Here is a 16,643-nt window from a genome sequence, read left to right as displayed (position 1 = left end):
GTGCGCACCGATGCGCACTCGCAGCAATTGCGCCCATCAGCCTTCGTGTAACCCGCATTCGCGTTTGAGGCCGAAAAAGCGCGTCTCTTCCTCGGCCATCCCCGGCTCCCACTTGCGCGTGGTGTGCGTGTCGCCCACGGAGAGGTAACCTTCGTCCCACAGCGGATGGTACTTCAGCCCATGCTGCTTCAGATACTGGTGCACCTGACGGTTGTCCCAGTCGATGATCGGCAGGATTTTGAACACGCCACGCTGCACGGCCAGTACCGGCAGGCTGGCACGGCTGCCGGACTGATCGCGGCGCAGGCCGGCAAACCAGGTCTGCGCACCCAGCGTTTGCAGCGCGCGGTTCATCGGCTCGACTTTGTTCAGCTGGTTGTACTGCTCGATCCCTTCAACGCCCTGCTCCCACAGCTTGCCGTAGCGTGCTTCCTGCCACGCCGGTGAGGTTTCGGCGCGGAAGATCTGCAGATTCAGGTTCAGCTGCTGCGTCAGTTCATCAATGAAGCGGTAGGTCTCAGGGAACAGATAACCGGTATCGGTGAGGATGACCGGAATATCCGGGCGCTGCTGCGTGACCATGTGCACCAGCACCGCCGCCTGAATACCAAAACTCGACGACAGCACAAAGGCGCCTGGCAGCTGCTCCAGCGCCCAGCTGACGCGCTGTTCGGCGGAGAGTTTTTCCAGCTGGATGTTGCTTTCCGCCAGCGCCATGATGCGATCGACTTTGCTGCCGCTGTTCAGGCTGGCGAGATCGGGTAGTGTCATACTGCCTCCGGGTCCCAGAAATCACGGGCGGGATCGACCACCGGCTGCACAATGCCCGCGCGAATCACGAAGTCACCAAACCCTTCATCCGCCGTGCGCTCGCTGGCCCAGCGCGCCACCAGCTCATCGATGCTGGCGAGGATTTCGTTTTCCGTGATGTTTTCGCGGTACATGCGCGGGATGCGCGTGCCGATGCGATTACCACCAATATGCAGGTTGTAACGGCCCGGCGCTTTGCCCACCAGGCCCAGTTCGGCCAGCATGGCACGCCCGCAACCGTTCGGACAACCGGTAACGCGTAACACTATGTGCTCTTCGCCGACGCCGTGGCGGTGCATGATCTCCTCCACTTTGCTGACGAAGGACGGCAGGAAGCGTTCGGCTTCAGCCATCGCCAGCGGACAGGTCGGGAAGGCCACGCAGGCCATGGAGTTTTCACGCTGCGGCGTGACCGCTTCCATCAGGCCGTGCTCACGCGCAATGGCTTCGATCTGCGCTTTCTGCGCCTCCGGTACGCCGGCCACAATCAGGTTCTGATTGGCGGTCAGGCGGAAATCGCCCTGATGCACTTTGGCAATCTCCGCGATACCGCGCTTCAGCGGACGGCCCGGATAATCCAGCAGGCGACCGTTTTCGATAAACAGCGTCAGGTGCCATTTTTTGTCGATGCCCTTCACCCAGCCGATGCGATCGCCACGGGTGGTAAATTCGTACGGGCGAATCGGCTCGAAGGTCAGGCCGGCACGCTTCTCGACTTCGGCTTTAAAGGTTTCGACGCCGACGCGCTCAAGCGTGTATTTGGTTTTGGCATTTTTACGATCGGTACGGTTACCCCAGTCGCGCTGCGTGGTGACCACCGCTGCAGCCACATCAAGGATCTTCTCCACCGGCAGATAGCCAAACTCGCTGGCGGTGCGCGCGTAAGTGGCTTTGTTGCCGTGCTCAATCGACAAGCCGCCGCCGACCAGCAGGTTAAAGCCAATCAGCTTGCCGTTCTCCGCAATGGCGATGAAGTTCAGATCGTTCGCATGCAGATCGACATCGTTATGCGGCGGCACCACCACGGTGGTTTTAAACTTACGTGGCAGATAGGTCTCACCGAGGATCGGCTCCTGATCGGTGGTGGCGACCTTCTCCTGATCCCACCAGATCTCGGCGTAGGCGCGCGTCTGCGGCAGCAGGTGCTCGGAAAGCTTTTTCGCCCACTCGTACGCTTCCTGATGCAGCTCTGACTCCACCGGGTTCGAGGTACACAGCACGTTACGGTTAACGTCGTTAGCGGTGGCCAGCGCGTCCAGTCCGACTTCATGCAGCATCTGGTGAGTTGGCTTGACGTTCTTCTTCAGAATGCCGTGAAACTGGAACGTCTGACGGTTAGTCAGGCGAATGCTGCCGTACAGCGTTTTGTCGGTGGCAAATTTATCAATCGCCAGCCACTGCGTTGGCGTGATGATGCCGCCCGGCAGACGGCAGCGCAGCATCATCGCATGACGCGGTTCCAGCTTCTGCGCGGCGCGCTCGGCGCGGATGTCGCGGTCATCCTGCTGGTACATGCCGTGAAAACGGATCAGCAGGAAGTTATCGCCGGTAAAGCCGCCGGTCAGGCCATTGTCGAGATCTTCTAAAATGGTGCCGCGCAGGTAGTTGCTCTGCTTTTTCAGACGCTCAGCGTCGGAAAGTTTGCCTTCAACCACCAGCGGTCCAGGATGTTTTTCGCTCATTAGTAAACGTCTCGCTGATAACGGCGCTCAATGCGCAGCTCACTTAAAAATTCGTCAGCGGTTTCACGATCCATGCCGCCGTGTTCGACCACCACATCCAGTAATGCCTGTTCAACGTCTTTCGCCATGCGATTGGCGTCGCCGCAGACGTACAGGTGCGCGCCCTCTTCAATCCAGCGCCACACTTCCGCCCCTCTGGCGCGGATTTTATCCTGTACATAAATCTTTTCGGCCTGATCGCGTGACCACGCCAGATCGATATGGGTCAGCAGACCGTCTTTAACGTATTTCTGCCACTCTACCTGATAGAGGAAATCTTCGGTGAAGTGCGGATTACCAAAGAACAGCCAGTTTTTGCCGCTGGCACCGTCGTTTTCACGCTGCTGCATGAAGGCGCGGAACGGGGCAATGCCAGTGCCCGGGCCGATCATGATCACTGGCGCATCCGGATTGGCCGGCAGGCGGAAATTATCGTTATGCTCGATGAACACGCGGATTTCGCCATCTTCTTCCAGCCGATCGGCCAGCCAGGTAGAAGCGCCGCCGCCGCGCTGACGGCCGTCAATTTCATAACGCACCGCGCCGACGGTGATATGCACTTCGGTTTCGCTCTCCGCCTGCGACGAGGCGATGGAGTAAAGCCGCGGCGTCAGCGGACGCAGCAGGCCAGTCAGCTGGCCGGCGTTCAGTTCGGTGGGTGCCTGGCGCACCATGTCGACAATCGGGAAACTCTGCGCGAAGCTTTGCAGTTTCGGCTTGTCGCCCGCCAGCGCCAGCAGCGCCTCGTTGCGCGACAGGGCCGCATACTGCTCGACGATCTGCGGCGTGTTAACCGTCAGTTCGAAATGTTTCTGCAGCGCCTCGGCCAGCGGCAGAGTTTCTCCGCGCACCTCGACCTGCTCATCGCCTTTCAGCCATACCAGCTGCAGCAGCTCCTGCACCAGTTCAGCATCGTTTTCATACCATACGCCGAGCGCATCGCCTGGCTGGTAACGCAGACCGGAATCCCCCAGATCGATTTCGATATGGCGCACGTCTTTATCTGAGTTGCGACCGGTAATTTTCTGGTTCAGGGCAAAGCTGGCGGTGAGCGGCGCTTCTTTGGTGTAAGGACTGCTGTCCACCAGGTTGACGCTGCCAGCCGCGCTGGCTGCCAGCTGCGCTGCCGGTTCCGCCGGCACGCGCGCTTTGAGAATATCGGTGAGCTGCAGACGCCAGGCGCTGGCCAGCTCGCTGTATTCAACATCGGCATCCACGCGATCCAGCAGGCGTTCGCCGCCCAGTTCGGCCAGACGCTGGTCGAAGTCTTTACCGGCCTGACTGAAAAATTCATAGGAGGTATCGCCAAGACCGAACACGGCAAAGGCGGTATCGCTCAGCTTCGGCGCTTTCTTCGACAGCAGGAATTTATGCAGCGCTACCGCCTCTTCCGGCGGTTCGCCCTCGCCCTGCGTTGAGGTCACGATGACCAGCAGTTTTTCCTGACCGATCTGTTTGAATTTATAGTCGCCGGCATTCACCAGGTTGACGCTCAGTTTCGCCGCCAGCAAATCGTCACGCAGCTGCTCGGCCAGCCGGCGCGCATTGCCGGTTTGGGAGGCGGAGATCAGCGTAATGCCCGGCACCTCAGCGGCGACTGGCGCAGGCGCGGCAACGGTGCCCGGTGCCTGATTAACCATGCCCCAGAAGTAGCCAGAGAGCCATGCTAGCTGCGTTGGATTGAAATCGGTGGTCGCGGCCTGTAAGCGCGCAATTTGCTCCGGGGATAGCGGAAGCATCGCTGGGGGTGCCTGAGTCGTCATCGCGTTAAAAATTCCAGTGTCAGAAATCCGTACCGGGAAGCGGCGGAAGAGTGGGTAGGTTACCGGCCTGTATATTAACGATTAAATAAGGCTTCGACATAATAAATAACCAAAATGACTAAGTGGTTTTTTGGGTCAACCTAACCAGTAAAAGTGGTAAATAAAGTTGTCGTAATTCAATCAGTTAATCAACGGCGTAACCGGCAGATCGGCAGAAATGCCCTTTTCAGCGCTGGCGGGTGCGAAAAATCTGCTTTTCAGGTAGACTTCAGCGGTTTTTACGTCTGAGAGCCATTATGTCTACCACGCTGTTTAAAGAGTTCCAGTTTGAAGCGGCCCACCGCTTACCTCACGTGCCGGAAGGGCATAAATGCGGTCGTCTGCACGGCCATTCATTTCTGGTGCGACTGGAAATTACCGGTGAAGTGGATGCGCATACCGGTTGGGTAATGGATTTTGCCGAACTGAAGGCGGCGTTCAGGCCGATCTACGATCGCCTCGATCACCATTATCTCAACGATATTCCCGGTCTGGAGAACCCGACCAGCGAAGTGCTGGCGAAATGGATCTGGGATGAGATGAAGCCGATTCTGCCTGAGCTGAGTGCAGTGATGATCAAAGAGACCTGCACCGCAGGTTGCGTCTATCGCGGCTGACAGCCGCGGTAAAGGTCAGAAGGTCGCCATCAATGGCGACCCTACGGTGTAATGAGTTTTACAGGGTGCGCATTGATGCGCACCAGCCACAATTGCGTTGATTTTGCCGGGTGCGCATCGGGTGAATCAGGCGATGTTCAGGTATTTGTGCGTCTGCATCGAAAGCCGCCAGTTGCGGGCAATGCAGGTTTCAATACACAGTCTGGTCGCCGCCTCGCCACGGCTGATGGGCTGCAGCGCCACAATGCGTTTTTTCTCATCCTGCAGGCCAGCCAGCAGCGCATCCAGCGCTTCCACATCCCGCTCGCGCGCCACCGGATGTTTGATCTCATCGGCACGCTGCAGCGCCTGCGGCAGCACATCGTAGCCACCCCGCATGTTCACCTTCGGCGACACCGTCACCCAGGTAGCAGCGGAACAGTGCACTTCATGCGTGCCGCTGGTTTCAATCTGACACTGAAAACCGGCCGCCTCCAGCGCTTCGGTCAGTGGACGTAAGTCAAAAATTGCCGGCTCACCGCCGGTGATTACCACATGGCGGGCGGTCCAGCCCTGACGCTGAATGCTCTCAATCAGCGTGGCCGCATCGGCGCTACCCCAGGCATCGCTCTCCACGGTTTTGACCAGAATGTCCCCCAGCGACGTCTCCCGATCCGCCCGCGTTTCCCAGGTATGTTTGGTATCACACCAGCTACAGCCCACCGGACATCCTTGTAAGCGGATAAAGATGGCCGGCACGCCGGTGTAAAAACCTTCGCCCTGCAGCGTCTGGAACATTTCGTTAATCGGGTAGAACATTTTTTACTCACGTCAGAAATTCGAGGCGCAGATTATGGCAGATTTTGTGCGTCGCTTCACAGCTGCTTCGTGCCATAAAAAGCAAAAGCCCCGCACGAGGCAGGGCTTGATGTCAGGCGATGTGGCCGTTTAGCCACATCCGCAGGCGATTACGCCTGGCCTTTAACTTCTTTCAGACCGTTGAACGGCGCTTTGTCACCCAGCGCTTCTTCGATACGAATCAGCTGGTTGTACTTAGCAACGCGGTCAGAACGGCTCATAGAACCGGTTTTGATCTGGCCAGCGGCAGTACCGACCGCCAGGTCAGCGATGGTCGCGTCTTCAGTTTCGCCAGAGCGGTGAGAGATGACCGCGGTGTAGCCAGCGTCTTTCGCCATCTTGATCGCAGCCAGGGTTTCGGTCAGAGAACCAATCTGGTTGAATTTGATCAGGATAGAGTTAGCGATGCCTTTCTCGATGCCTTCTTTCAGAATTTTGGTGTTGGTCACGAACAGGTCGTCGCCCACCAGCTGAATTTTGTCGCCCAGTACTTTGGTCTGGTAAGCGAAGCCGTTCCAGTCAGACTCATCCAGACCGTCTTCGATAGAAACGATTGGGTACTGTTTGGTCAGGTCTTCCAGGAAGTGGGTGAACTCTTCAGAAGTGAAGGCTTTGTTGCCTTCGCCAGCCAGCACATATTTGCCGTCTTTGTAGAATTCAGATGCTGCGCAGTCCATCGCCAGGGTGATGTCTTTGCCCAGCTCGTAGCCTGCTGCTTTAACAGCTTCGGCGATAACGGCCAGCGCTTCGGCGTTTGAACCCAGGTTTGGCGCGTAGCCACCTTCGTCACCTACCGCGGTGTTCATGCCTTTGGCTTTCAGAACTTTAGCCAGGTGATGGAACACTTCAGAACCCATACGGATGGCTTCTTTCACGGTTTTCGCGCCAACCGGCTGAATCATGAACTCCTGGATATCAACGTTGTTATCCGCGTGCTCACCACCGTTGATGATGTTCATCATTGGCAGTGGCATAGAGTATTTGCCCGGGGTGCCGTTCAGTTCTGCAATGTGTGCGTACAGTGGCAGGCCTTTAGAGGCTGCTGCTGCTTTCGCTGCTGCCAGAGAAACCGCCAGAATGGCGTTTGCACCGAAGTTGGATTTGTTGTCAGTACCGTCCAGCTCGATCATGATCTTATCGATGTTCGCCTGGTCTTTGGCATCTTTGCCTTTTACCGCGTCAGCGATTGGGCCGTTAACCGCAGCAACCGCTTTGGTTACGCCTTTGCCCAGGAAACGAGACTTATCACCGTCACGCAGCTCCAGTGCTTCGCGTGAACCGGTTGATGCACCTGATGGCGCAGCAGCCAGACCAACGAAACCGCCTTCCAGATGCACTTCTGCTTCTACAGTCGGGTTGCCACGGGAGTCGATGATTTCGCGACCGATGACTTTAACGATTTTGGACATTCGATTTTCCTCAGTACAAGTTAGTCAATCCTAAGACAAACAACGCGCGAAAAGTTCGCGCGCTGTTCGTTAAACTCTTACTTCGCTAAACGCTTCTGGTGCTCCTGCGCGGCTTTCACAAAGCCAGCGAACAGCGGATGACCATCACGCGGGGTCGACGTGAATTCCGGGTGGAACTGGCAGGCTACAAACCATGGATGATTCGGGATCTCGATGATCTCCACCAGTTGATCGTCGCCGGAACGGCCTGCAATGTGCAGACCCGCCGCTTCAATCTGCTTCAGCAGCAGATTGTTTACTTCGTAACGGTGGCGATGACGCTCAGTAATGACGTCAGAGCCGTACAGCTGGCGCACTTTGCTTTCCGGCGTCAGCTGGCACTGCTGGCTTCCCAGACGCATGGTGCCGCCCAGATCGCTCTGCTCGGTACGCTGTTCAACGTTACCGTTTTCATCGCGCCATTCGGTGATTAACGCAACCACCGGGTACTTACAGTCTGGCACAAATTCAGTGGAGTTGGCGCCTTCCATCCCGGCCACGTTGCGCGCGAATTCCATCAGCGCAATCTGCATGCCAAGGCAAATGCCGAGGTACGGAATGTTGTTTTCACGCGCGTATTGCGCGGTCAGCAATTTCCCTTCCACACCGCGGTAACCGAAGCCACCAGGAATCAGGATAGCATCAAGATCTTTCAGAATTTCGACGCCGCGCGTTTCCACGTCCTGCGAATCGATCAGCTTGATGTTCACGGTGACGCGATTTTTCAGGCCGCCGTGCTTCAGCGCTTCAATCACGGATTTGTAGGCATCCGGCAGTTCGACATATTTGCCGACCATACCGATGGTGACTTCGCCGCCCGGATTGGCTTCTTCGTAAATCACCTGCTCCCACTCGGCCAGATTGGCTTCCGGCGCGCTCAGGTTGAAACGCTTGCAGATGTAATCATCCAGACCCTGCGATTTCAGCAGGCCCGGGATCTTGTAGATCGAATCAACGTCTTTCAGCGAGATAACCGCTTTTTCCGGCACGTTACAGAACAGGGCGATCTTCGCGCGCTCGTTAGCGGGCACCGCGCGGTCTGAACGGCAAATCAGCACGTCAGGCTGAATACCAATCGACAGCAGCTCTTTAACCGAGTGCTGGGTTGGCTTGGTTTTCACTTCACCCGCCGCCGCCATGTAAGGCACCAGCGTCAGGTGCATATACATGGTGTGTTCACGGCCAACATCGACCGCCATCTGGCGAATCGCTTCCAGGAACGGCAGGGATTCGATATCGCCCACGGTTCCGCCGATTTCCACCAGCACGACGTCATGACCTTCGCCACCTTCAATGATGCGCTCTTTGATGGCGTTAGTGATGTGTGGGATAACCTGAATGGTCGCGCCCAGATAGTCGCCGCGACGCTCTTTGCGCAGCACTTCTGAGTAGATACGGCCGGTAGTAAAGTTGTTGCGGCGCGACATTTTGGTACGGATGAAGCGCTCGTAGTGACCTAAATCCAGATCGGTCTCGGCCCCGTCATCGGTGACGAACACTTCACCGTGCTGCGTAGGGCTCATGGTACCCGGATCGACGTTGATGTACGGATCGAGTTTCATGATGGTCACATTCAGACCACGTGCTTCAAGGATGGCTGCGAGGGAGGCTGCGGCAATGCCTTTGCCCAGAGAGGAAACGACCCCGCCGGTCACAAAAATATAATTCGTTGTCATGCTGAACCTGAGAGTTTAGGTTTAAAGACGGTGGAATAACCAGGACGGGAAAACAGTATACCCGAAGTCGTCCGCAGCCACAATTGATGAATCACACCATCCTCCTCGCATTACAGCCTGTAACATAGCGGAGAGTGCCGGGTGAAATGTTGACGTACGTCACAAAGTTGCCGACTGGCTGAATCGAGTAAGCTCAGGCGGTGATTTTATGCGCAGCGCTGGAATAATCACCTGCGCTGCGCGGTGAGGCTGAAGAAGGTTATTCGCCGGCTTTAACCTGCTGCCAGGCGGCTTCCATCTGCGCCAGCGTAGCCTGTTCCATGCTCAGCCCCTGGGCCTGAATAATATTCTCTACCTGACGGAAGCGGCGCTCGAACTTGTCATTGGCCTTCTGCAACGCGGTTTCCGCTTTGCTGCCGAGATGGCGTGACAGATTGACGGTAGCGAACAGCAGATCGCCAATCTCCTCTTCCAGCTTGTCGCTGTCCACCACCGCCTGCTGGGCTTCATGCATCACTTCGTCGATCTCTTCATGCACTTTATCCAGCACCGGCCCGAGGCTGTCCCAGTCGAAGCCTACGCTGTGACAGCGCTTCTGGATTTTATAGGCGCGCATCAGCGCCGGCAGCGCTTTCGGGATATCGTCCAGCACCGAATGCTGAGACTTCTCCGCACGCTCACGCTGCTTGATCGCCTCCCAGTTTTTCAGCACTTCGGCCGTGGAATCGACCTGGACTTCGCCGAAGATGTGCGGATGGCGACGCTCCAGTTTGTCACTGATGGCGTTGCAGATGTCATCGAAGTTGAAACGCTGCTGCTCCTCGGCCATGCGGGCGTAAAACACCACCTGAAACAGCAGATCGCCCAGTTCGCCGCGCAGATCGTCAAAGTCTTCGCGCTGGATGGCGTCGATAACTTCATAGGTCTCTTCCAGCGTGTACGGCGCAATAGAGGCAAAGGTCTGCTGGCGATCCCACGGGCAGCCGCGCACCGGATCGCGCAGGGTTTGCATGATGGTGAGCAGGCGGTTTAAAGCAGTCATGAAAGTCCCCGGAACAACAAGATAAAAAGCCGCCATTAATGGCGACCCTGCAGGGTAATTACGCGGTTTTGCCCGGGTGCGCATTGCTGCGCACCGGTCTCAGCAGGGCTTAATGTAAGCGGCGCGCATCGATAATATCCGGCACCTGATTAAGGCGCGCCAGCACGCGACCCAGCACCTGCTGGTTATAAATCTCGATATCCATATCGATGGTGGCGAGCTGCTTTTTGGTGTCGCTGCGGCTGGACACGCCCAGCACGTTGACCTTTTCATTGGCCAGAATGGTGGTGATGTCGCGCAGCAGCCCGCTGCGATCGTTGGCCGTCACGCGTACCACCAGCGAATAACCGCTGGAGTAACTTTCGCCCCACACCGCATCGACAATCCGTTCCGGCGCATGCGAAATCAGTTCGCTGAGCTGATCGCAGTCGGCGCGGTGAATCGAAATGCCGCGCCCCTGGGTAATAAACCCGACAATATCATCGCCCGGAATCGGCTGGCAGCAGCGCGCAATGTGGTGCAGCAGATTGCCGACGCCCTCCACCACCACGCGGCCACTCTCTTTACGCGCCGACGACGGCTGATGCGATTTCTGCGTCAGCTGACGCAGCGCCTCGCGATCTTCCTCTTCAGCGCTCGGCTTGTTGAGCTTCGCCTGCAGGAAGTTAACCATCTGGTTAAGACGGATATCCCCGCCGCCAATCATCGCCAGCAGCTCATCCTGCGAGCTGACGTTATAACGCGGCAGCAGCAGCTTCTCGGCTTCGCGCATGCTGATATCCAGCTGGCCCAGCTCGCTATCCAGAATCTGCCGGCCGGCCGCGATATTTTTGTCGCGATCCTGTTTACGGAACCAGGCATGAATCTTCGAGCGCCCGCGGCTGGTGGTGATATAGCCGAGGTTGGGGTTCAGCCAGTCGCGGCTCGGGTTAGGCTGCTTCTGGGTGATCACCTCAATCTGATCGCCCATCTGCAGCTGATAGGTAAAGGGCACGATACGGCCGCCAATTTTGGCGCCGATGCAGCGATGACCAATATCACTGTGGATGTGGTAGGCAAAGTCGAGCGGCGTGGAACCGGCCGGCAAATCGACCACGTCGCCCTTCGGCGTAAACACGTAAACGCGGTCATCAAATACCTGGCTGCGCACCTCTTCCAGCATCTCGCCGGAATCCGCCATCTCTTCCTGCCAGGTAATCAGTTTACGCAGCCAGGCGATGCGCTCTTCGTGCCCTGCGGCACCGCGCGCGTTGCTGGCCGTCGGCCCTTCTTTGTACTTCCAGTGTGCCGCGACGCCCAGTTCAGCGTCCTCGTGCATCTGGCGGGTACGGATCTGAATCTCGACCGTTTTGCCCTGCGGACCCAGCACCACGGTATGAATCGACTGATAGCCGTTTGGCTTGGGATTGGCGACGTAATCGTCGAACTCGCTAGGCAGATGACGATACAGCGTGTGGACGGTACCGAGCGCGCCGTAGCAGTCCTGCAGACGTTCAGCGACGATGCGCACTGCGCGCACGTCGAACAGCTCATCAAACGCCAGCGACTTCTTCTGCATTTTGCGCCAGATGCTGTAGATATGCTTGGGACGGCCGTAAACTTCCGCACGCACGCCCTCTTTTTGCATCTCTTTACGCAGGTTATCGACGAAGTTATCAATGTACTGTTCACGATCGATGCGGCGTTCGTGCAGCAGTTTGGCGATGCGTTTGTATTCGTCAGGATGCAGGTAGCGGAAGCAGTAATCTTCCAGCTCCCATTTGAGCTGGCCGATACCGAGACGGTTGGCCAGCGGCGCATAAATGTTGGTGCTCTCTTTCGCCGCCAGCACGCGCTCATCTTCCGGCGCATCTTTCATCTCGCGCAGGTGGGCAATACGTTCTGCCAGCTTGATAACCACGCAGCGGAAATCTTCCACCATCGCCAGTAGCATGCGGCGCACGTTATCCACCTGCTCCGAGGCCATTGAGTCGTTGTGAATGGCTTTCAGCTGGCGGATGGCATCCATATCGCGCACGCCGTGCACCAGCGAGACGATGCTTTTGCCAAAGGCCTTCTCCAGATCCTCTTCGCTTACCACGCCCGCATTGGCCAGCGGGAACAGCAGCGCGGCGCGCAGACTGTCGATGTCCATACTGAGCATGGTGAGAATTTCCACCATCTCAATACCGCGCCACAGCAGCAGAGCCTGATCAGGATGGTCGTGCGTTTCGGCTTCACAGTAGCGCCATGTTTCCGCCAGTCGTTCGCAGGATTGCGGATTACTGATACTCAAGCTGGCGATCCACTGGTCAAGGGCAAATTCCCCGGCCGTATTTAAATGCGCACTTCTAACCGCAACCATATCCTCTCCTGCCACAGCGACTTAAACATCGCTTATGTTTTGCTAAACAGCACCATGGATTCGAGATGGCTGGTATGAGGGAACATATCCAGCATCGCGACCCTTTCCAGATGGTAGCCCGCCGACAGTAATGTCTGACTGTCGCGGGCAAGTGTTGTCGGGTTACAGGAAACATAGACCACGCGTTGCGGCGCAAGTTTAACGATATGCGACATCACGCCCGCGGCCCCGGCACGCGCCGGATCCAGTAACACCTTATTAAATCCCTGCGCCGCCCAGGGCTGGCGCGAGACATCTTCCTCTAAATTATGCTGGAAGAAGCAGACATTTCTGAGATTGTTAAGCTGAGCATTATACTCTGCCTGGCGCACTAATGCTGCAACGCCCTCCACACCCACCGCATTTTGTACGAACTTTCCTAGCGGCAATGTGAAGTTGCCCATGCCACAGAACAGATCGAGCACCCGATCGTCCGGCTGCAGATCCAGCCAGGCAATCGCCTGTGCCACCATCTGCTGATTCACGCCATCGTTGACCTGAATGAAATCCTGCGGGCTAAAGGTTAGCTGCAAATCAAACGAGCGGTAGTAAGGCTGCTCCGCGCCGAGCGCCTGCAGCGCGTCACTGCCGTCCGCCAGCCAGATCATTAGCCGGTGCTCATGCGAAAAACGTTCCAGTTTTGTCCGGTCCGCAGCGGAGAGCGCATCAAGATGGCGCAGCACCATTAGCGGACCGTTATCCGCCAGCACCAGTTCCACATGCCCCAGCCGTTTCACTGCGTGCAGGCTGCTGAGACAGTGGTGCAGCGGCTGCAGCAGCGCCTCAAGCTCGGGCACCAAAACGGGGCATTGCGTCACATCAATCAGATCGTTACTGCCCGCCTGACGGAAGCCCATCTGCAGGCGCTGCTGCTTCGGCAGCCACTGCAAACCGAGACGCGCGCGCCGGCGATAGCCCCAGGGCGCAGCGCTGATGATCTCATCCACCTGCACCGGCAGCGCCGCTTCCTGACTCAGCATGCGGCCCAGCGCCCGCGCTTTGCTCTCCTGCTGCAGCGCCACGGACACGTGCTGCTGCTGGCAGCCGCCGCACACGCCGAAATGGATGCAGCGCGGTTGCTGGCGCTGCGGGCTCGGTTGTGTAATCTTTTTGGCTTTGCCGCGCGCAAACTGACGCTTATCTTCGGTCAGGATCACCTCGGCCTGTTCGCCGGGCAGCGCGCCGCTGACAAACAGCGTTTTACCGTTATGGCGCGCCACGCCCTGACCAAAGGGATCGAGCTCGTCAATGGTGACGCTGAGACGTTGCTTCGTCGTCACGCGCTGTTTTGCGGAGTAAAATTGCGCCATAGTATTGTGAATTCTCAGTTTTCATTAGGTGTGCAGCCGTACGCGGTTTTTGCACAGGGATAAAATGCCAGGAGTCGCCAGGCCACAATTATGACCAAATACAGCCTGCGGGCGCGAATGATGATTCTGATACTGGCGCCGACGCTGATGATTGGCCTGCTGCTCAGTACCTTCTTCGTGGTGCACCGCTACAACGAACTGCAGCACCAGGTGCGCGATGCCGGCGCTAACATTATCGAACCGCTGGCGGTGTCGAGCGAGTACGGCATGACGTGGCATAATCGTGATGCGATTCGCGAGCTGGTCAGCCTGCTGCATCGCCGTCATTCCGATATTGTCCGTGCCATTACGGTTTTCGACAACAATAATCACATTTACGTCAGCTCCAATAACAACCAGAACCTCGCGCTGCTGCAAAAAGCCGATATTTCCACGCTGGCGGATGGCGTGTCGGTGGAGCGACACGGCAACCTGATGGTGCTGCGCACGCCAATTATCTCTGAACGCTATTCGGTGGACGAACTGCCGGGTGAAGACGCCAAGCCGGCAGGTAATCCGCTGGGTTATGTAGCGATTGAGCTGGATCTGCAGTCGGTGCGGCTGGAGCAGTACAAAGAGGTGTTTGTCGCCACTCTGCTGCTGCTGTTTTGCCTGTGTATCGCCATGCTGTTTGCCTATCGACTGATGCGCGACGTCACCGGCCCGATTCGCAACATGGTTACCACCGTGGACCGCATCCGGCGTGGCCAGCTCGACAGCCGCGTGGATGGCTACATGCTGGGCGAGCTGAGCATCCTGAAAAACGGCATCAACGCCATGGCGATGTCGCTCACTGCCTACCATGAAGAGATGCAGCAGAACATCGATCAGGCAACCTACGATCTGCGCGAAACGCTCGAGCAGCTGGAGATTCAGAACGTCGAACTGGATCTGGCGAAAAAGCGCGCCCAGGAAGCGGCACGCATCAAGTCGGAGTTTCTCGCCAATATGTCGCACGAGCTGCGCACGCCGCTCAATGGCGTGATTGGCTTTACCCGCCAGATGCTGAAAACCGGGCTGAGCACCAACCAGCGTGATTACATGAGCACCATTGAGCGTTCGGCCAATAACCTGCTCAACATCATTAACGACGTGCTCGATTTCTCCAAACTGGAAGCCGGTAAGCTGGTGCTGGAGTCGATCCCGTTCCCGCTGCGCGCCACGCTGGATGAAACGCTGGTGCTGCTGGCGCCGTCCGCGCATGAGAAAGGCCTCGAGATCACCGTGTGCCTCGGGAAACAGGTGCCGGATAATGTGATTGGCGATCCGCTGCGTCTGCAGCAAATTCTGATCAACCTGATTGGCAACGCCATCAAATTCACCGAGCGCGGCCACATTGATCTGCGCGTCGAGCTGCGTCATCTCAGCATCACACGGGCGGAACTGGAGATTCAGGTGCACGATACCGGCATCGGTATCTCTGAGCAGCAGCAGTCGCAGCTGTTCCAGGCATTTCGTCAGGCGGACGCCAGTATTTCGCGCCGTCACGGCGGTACCGGTCTTGGCCTGGTGATTACGCAGAAACTGGTACACGAAATGGGCGGTGAGATCGCCTTCCACAGCCGGCAGAATCAGGGCTCCACCTTCTGGGTACAAGTACATCTGGATCTCAATCCTAACGCACCGGCGATTCCACGCATGCTGGACGATCTGCACGCCACGCCGCTGGCTTATATCGAACCCCATCCGGCGGTGGCGAAAGCGGTTCAGGAGATGCTGAGCATTACGCCTCTGCAGGTGCAGCACTTTGCCAGCCTTGACGATCTGCCCGACGCCCATTTCCCGCTGCTGCTGATGGGGCTGCCGGTCAGCGATCCGCATCCGGCTACGCTGTCCGATGCGCTGATTGCCCGCCTGCGCGCACACGCCGACTCCGTGCTGCTGGCGCTGCCAAGCGAAATGATGCTGTTCGCTGACGATTTGCGCGCGCGCGGTATCGCCGGCTGCATTGCCAAACCGGTGTCGCTGACGCGATTGCTGCCGATGCTGCTCGATCTCAACATGCGTCACAGCGACGCCGCCCCGCGCGGCGTAAGACAGCCGCTGACGGTGATGGCGGTGGATGATAATCCGGCCAACCTGAAGCTGATCGGCGCATTGCTGGAGGAGCAGGTCCAGAACATCATTCTGTGCGACAACGCCAGTCAGGCGATTCACCAGGCGCGGCAGCAGCGGCTGGACGTGATTCTGATGGATATTCAGATGCCGGACATCGACGGCATCCGCGCCAGCGAGATCATCCGCAGCCTGCCACAGCACGCCAGCACGCCGATTGTCGCGGTCACGGCGCATGCGCTGGATGGCGAACGTGAGCAGTTGATCGCCGCCGGCATGAATGACTATCTCGCCAAGCCGATTGATGAGGACAAGCTGAAGCAGCTGCTGCAGCGCTATGCGCCGGGCAGCGTGGCGAGCGCGGTGCGACAACCGGCGATCGCACCCTCACTTGACTGGGCGCTGGCATTGCGTCAGGCGGCGAATAAAGCCGAGCTGGCGCGCGATCTGCTGCAGATGCTGCTGGATTTTCTGCCGGAAGTGGAGCAGCGCGTGGCGCAGTGTATGGCGCAGAATGACGTCGATGGGCTGCGCGAGATTATCCACAAGCTGCACGGCAGCGCCAGCTACAGCGGCGTGCCGCGGCTGAAACAGCTGTGTCAGCAGCTGGAGAAGAGTCTGCACCAGGAGAGCGACATCGCAGCGCTTGAACCAGAGCTGCTGGAGCTGAGCGACGAGATGGCGAATGTAGCGCGCGAAGCGCGTCAGGTGCTGGGCGTGGCGTAGTGAGGGTTGTGGGTTGTGGGTTGTGCGTTGTGCGTTGTGCGTTGTGCGTTGTGCGTTGTGCGCTGTGCGCTGGGCCCTCACCCTAACCCTCTCCCGGCGGGAGAGGGAACCGTGCGGTGCGATGAAGAGGAACAGCGCGAAATCCAAATCCGTGAACAATCAGCCCCCTCTCCCGCC

The 16,643-nt window shown here is 57.8% G+C and carries 11 protein-coding genes; 2 read left to right on the top strand and 9 right to left on the bottom strand.

What is annotated here, in order from left to right; translation table 11 throughout:
• Positions 1 to 36: 36 nt before the first annotated feature.
• From FT726_RS16090 to cysJ, 3 genes are read right to left on the bottom strand one after another with little or no spacing between them, the layout of a single operon-like run.
• Positions 37 to 771 (bottom strand): phosphoadenylyl-sulfate reductase, encoded by a 735-nt coding sequence (locus tag FT726_RS16090; RefSeq protein ID WP_288424838.1) that lies wholly within the window; start codon positions 769 to 771, stop codon positions 37 to 39.
• Positions 768 to 2,492 (bottom strand): assimilatory sulfite reductase (NADPH) hemoprotein subunit, encoded by a 1,725-nt coding sequence (cysI, locus tag FT726_RS16085; RefSeq protein ID WP_021507358.1) that lies wholly within the window; start codon positions 2,490 to 2,492, stop codon positions 768 to 770. The genes FT726_RS16090 and cysI overlap by 4 nt, the downstream gene beginning before the upstream one ends.
• Positions 2,492 to 4,294: an NADPH-dependent assimilatory sulfite reductase flavoprotein subunit gene (gene cysJ / locus FT726_RS16080; protein ID WP_058759740.1), complete on the bottom strand. Its 1,803-nt coding sequence runs from the start codon at positions 4,292 to 4,294 to the stop codon at positions 2,492 to 2,494. The genes cysI and cysJ overlap by 1 nt, the downstream gene beginning before the upstream one ends.
• Positions 4,295 to 4,587: 293 nt before the next feature.
• Between cysJ and queD the strand changes: the two genes are divergently transcribed.
• Complete coding sequence (gene queD, locus FT726_RS16075; protein ID WP_176428100.1) at positions 4,588 to 4,950, top strand: 6-carboxytetrahydropterin synthase QueD; 363 nt, start codon at positions 4,588 to 4,590, stop codon at positions 4,948 to 4,950.
• A gap of 126 nt (positions 4,951 to 5,076) precedes the next feature.
• On the opposite strand, the gene queE is transcribed toward queD, so the two are convergent.
• The 6 genes from queE to rlmD all read right to left on the bottom strand — a co-directional run bounded on the left by queE (position 5,077) and on the right by rlmD (position 13,646).
• The gene (gene queE, locus FT726_RS16070; protein WP_021507361.1) at positions 5,077 to 5,748 is read right to left on the bottom strand and encodes a 7-carboxy-7-deazaguanine synthase QueE; all 672 of its coding nucleotides are present in this window, start codon (positions 5,746 to 5,748) and stop codon (positions 5,077 to 5,079) included.
• A 149-nt stretch (positions 5,749 to 5,897) separates the two neighbouring features.
• The gene (gene eno / locus FT726_RS16065) at positions 5,898 to 7,196 is read right to left on the bottom strand and encodes a phosphopyruvate hydratase (protein ID WP_021507362.1); all 1,299 of its coding nucleotides are present in this window, start codon (positions 7,194 to 7,196) and stop codon (positions 5,898 to 5,900) included.
• Positions 7,197 to 7,273: 77 nt separating this feature from the next.
• Complete coding sequence (pyrG, locus tag FT726_RS16060; RefSeq protein ID WP_021507363.1) at positions 7,274 to 8,911, bottom strand: glutamine hydrolyzing CTP synthase; 1,638 nt, start codon at positions 8,909 to 8,911, stop codon at positions 7,274 to 7,276.
• Positions 8,912 to 9,170: 259 nt separating this feature from the next.
• Positions 9,171 to 9,953: a nucleoside triphosphate pyrophosphohydrolase gene (mazG, locus tag FT726_RS16055; RefSeq protein ID WP_125310165.1), complete on the bottom strand. Its 783-nt coding sequence runs from the start codon at positions 9,951 to 9,953 to the stop codon at positions 9,171 to 9,173.
• A gap of 109 nt (positions 9,954 to 10,062) precedes the next feature.
• Positions 10,063 to 12,297, bottom strand: a complete 2,235-nt coding sequence (gene relA, locus FT726_RS16050) for a GTP diphosphokinase (protein ID WP_021507365.1) — start codon at positions 12,295 to 12,297, stop codon at positions 10,063 to 10,065.
• Between the two features lie 32 nt (positions 12,298 to 12,329).
• Entirely contained in the window at positions 12,330 to 13,646 is a 1,317-nt protein-coding gene (rlmD, locus tag FT726_RS16045) for a 23S rRNA (uracil(1939)-C(5))-methyltransferase RlmD (protein ID WP_021507366.1), read from the bottom strand.
• A 90-nt stretch (positions 13,647 to 13,736) separates the two neighbouring features.
• Between rlmD and barA the strand changes: the two genes are divergently transcribed.
• The gene (gene barA, locus FT726_RS16040) at positions 13,737 to 16,466 is read left to right on the top strand and encodes a two-component sensor histidine kinase BarA (protein WP_346303066.1); all 2,730 of its coding nucleotides are present in this window, start codon (positions 13,737 to 13,739) and stop codon (positions 16,464 to 16,466) included.
• Positions 16,467 to 16,643: the final 177 nt, after the last annotated feature.

Source organism: Pantoea sp. Morm (genome assembly GCF_016643525.1).
GTDB lineage: Bacteria > Pseudomonadota > Gammaproteobacteria > Enterobacterales > Enterobacteriaceae > Pantoea > Pantoea dispersa.
This window is presented reverse-complemented; position numbering and strand designations above follow the sequence as displayed.

Coding starts and splice junctions, on each gene's coding strand:
- mazG (WP_125310165.1), bottom strand. CDS start 9,953: ATGACTGCTTTAAACCGCCTGCTCACCATCATGCAAACCCTGCGCGAT.
- queE (WP_021507361.1), bottom strand. CDS start 5,748: ATGTTCTACCCGATTAACGAAATGTTCCAGACGCTGCAGGGCGAAGGT.
- FT726_RS16090 (WP_288424838.1), bottom strand. CDS start 771: ATGACACTACCCGATCTCGCCAGCCTGAACAGCGGCAGCAAAGTCGAT.
- rlmD (WP_021507366.1), bottom strand. CDS start 13,646: ATGGCGCAATTTTACTCCGCAAAACAGCGCGTGACGACGAAGCAACGT.
- relA (WP_021507365.1), bottom strand. CDS start 12,297: ATGGTTGCGGTTAGAAGTGCGCATTTAAATACGGCCGGGGAATTTGCC.
- cysJ (WP_058759740.1), bottom strand. CDS start 4,294: ATGACGACTCAGGCACCCCCAGCGATGCTTCCGCTATCCCCGGAGCAA.
- pyrG (WP_021507363.1), bottom strand. CDS start 8,911: ATGACAACGAATTATATTTTTGTGACCGGCGGGGTCGTTTCCTCTCTG.
- cysI (WP_021507358.1), bottom strand. CDS start 2,492: ATGAGCGAAAAACATCCTGGACCGCTGGTGGTTGAAGGCAAACTTTCC.
- barA (WP_346303066.1), top strand. CDS start 13,737: ATGACCAAATACAGCCTGCGGGCGCGAATGATGATTCTGATACTGGCG.
- eno (WP_021507362.1), bottom strand. CDS start 7,196: ATGTCCAAAATCGTTAAAGTCATCGGTCGCGAAATCATCGACTCCCGT.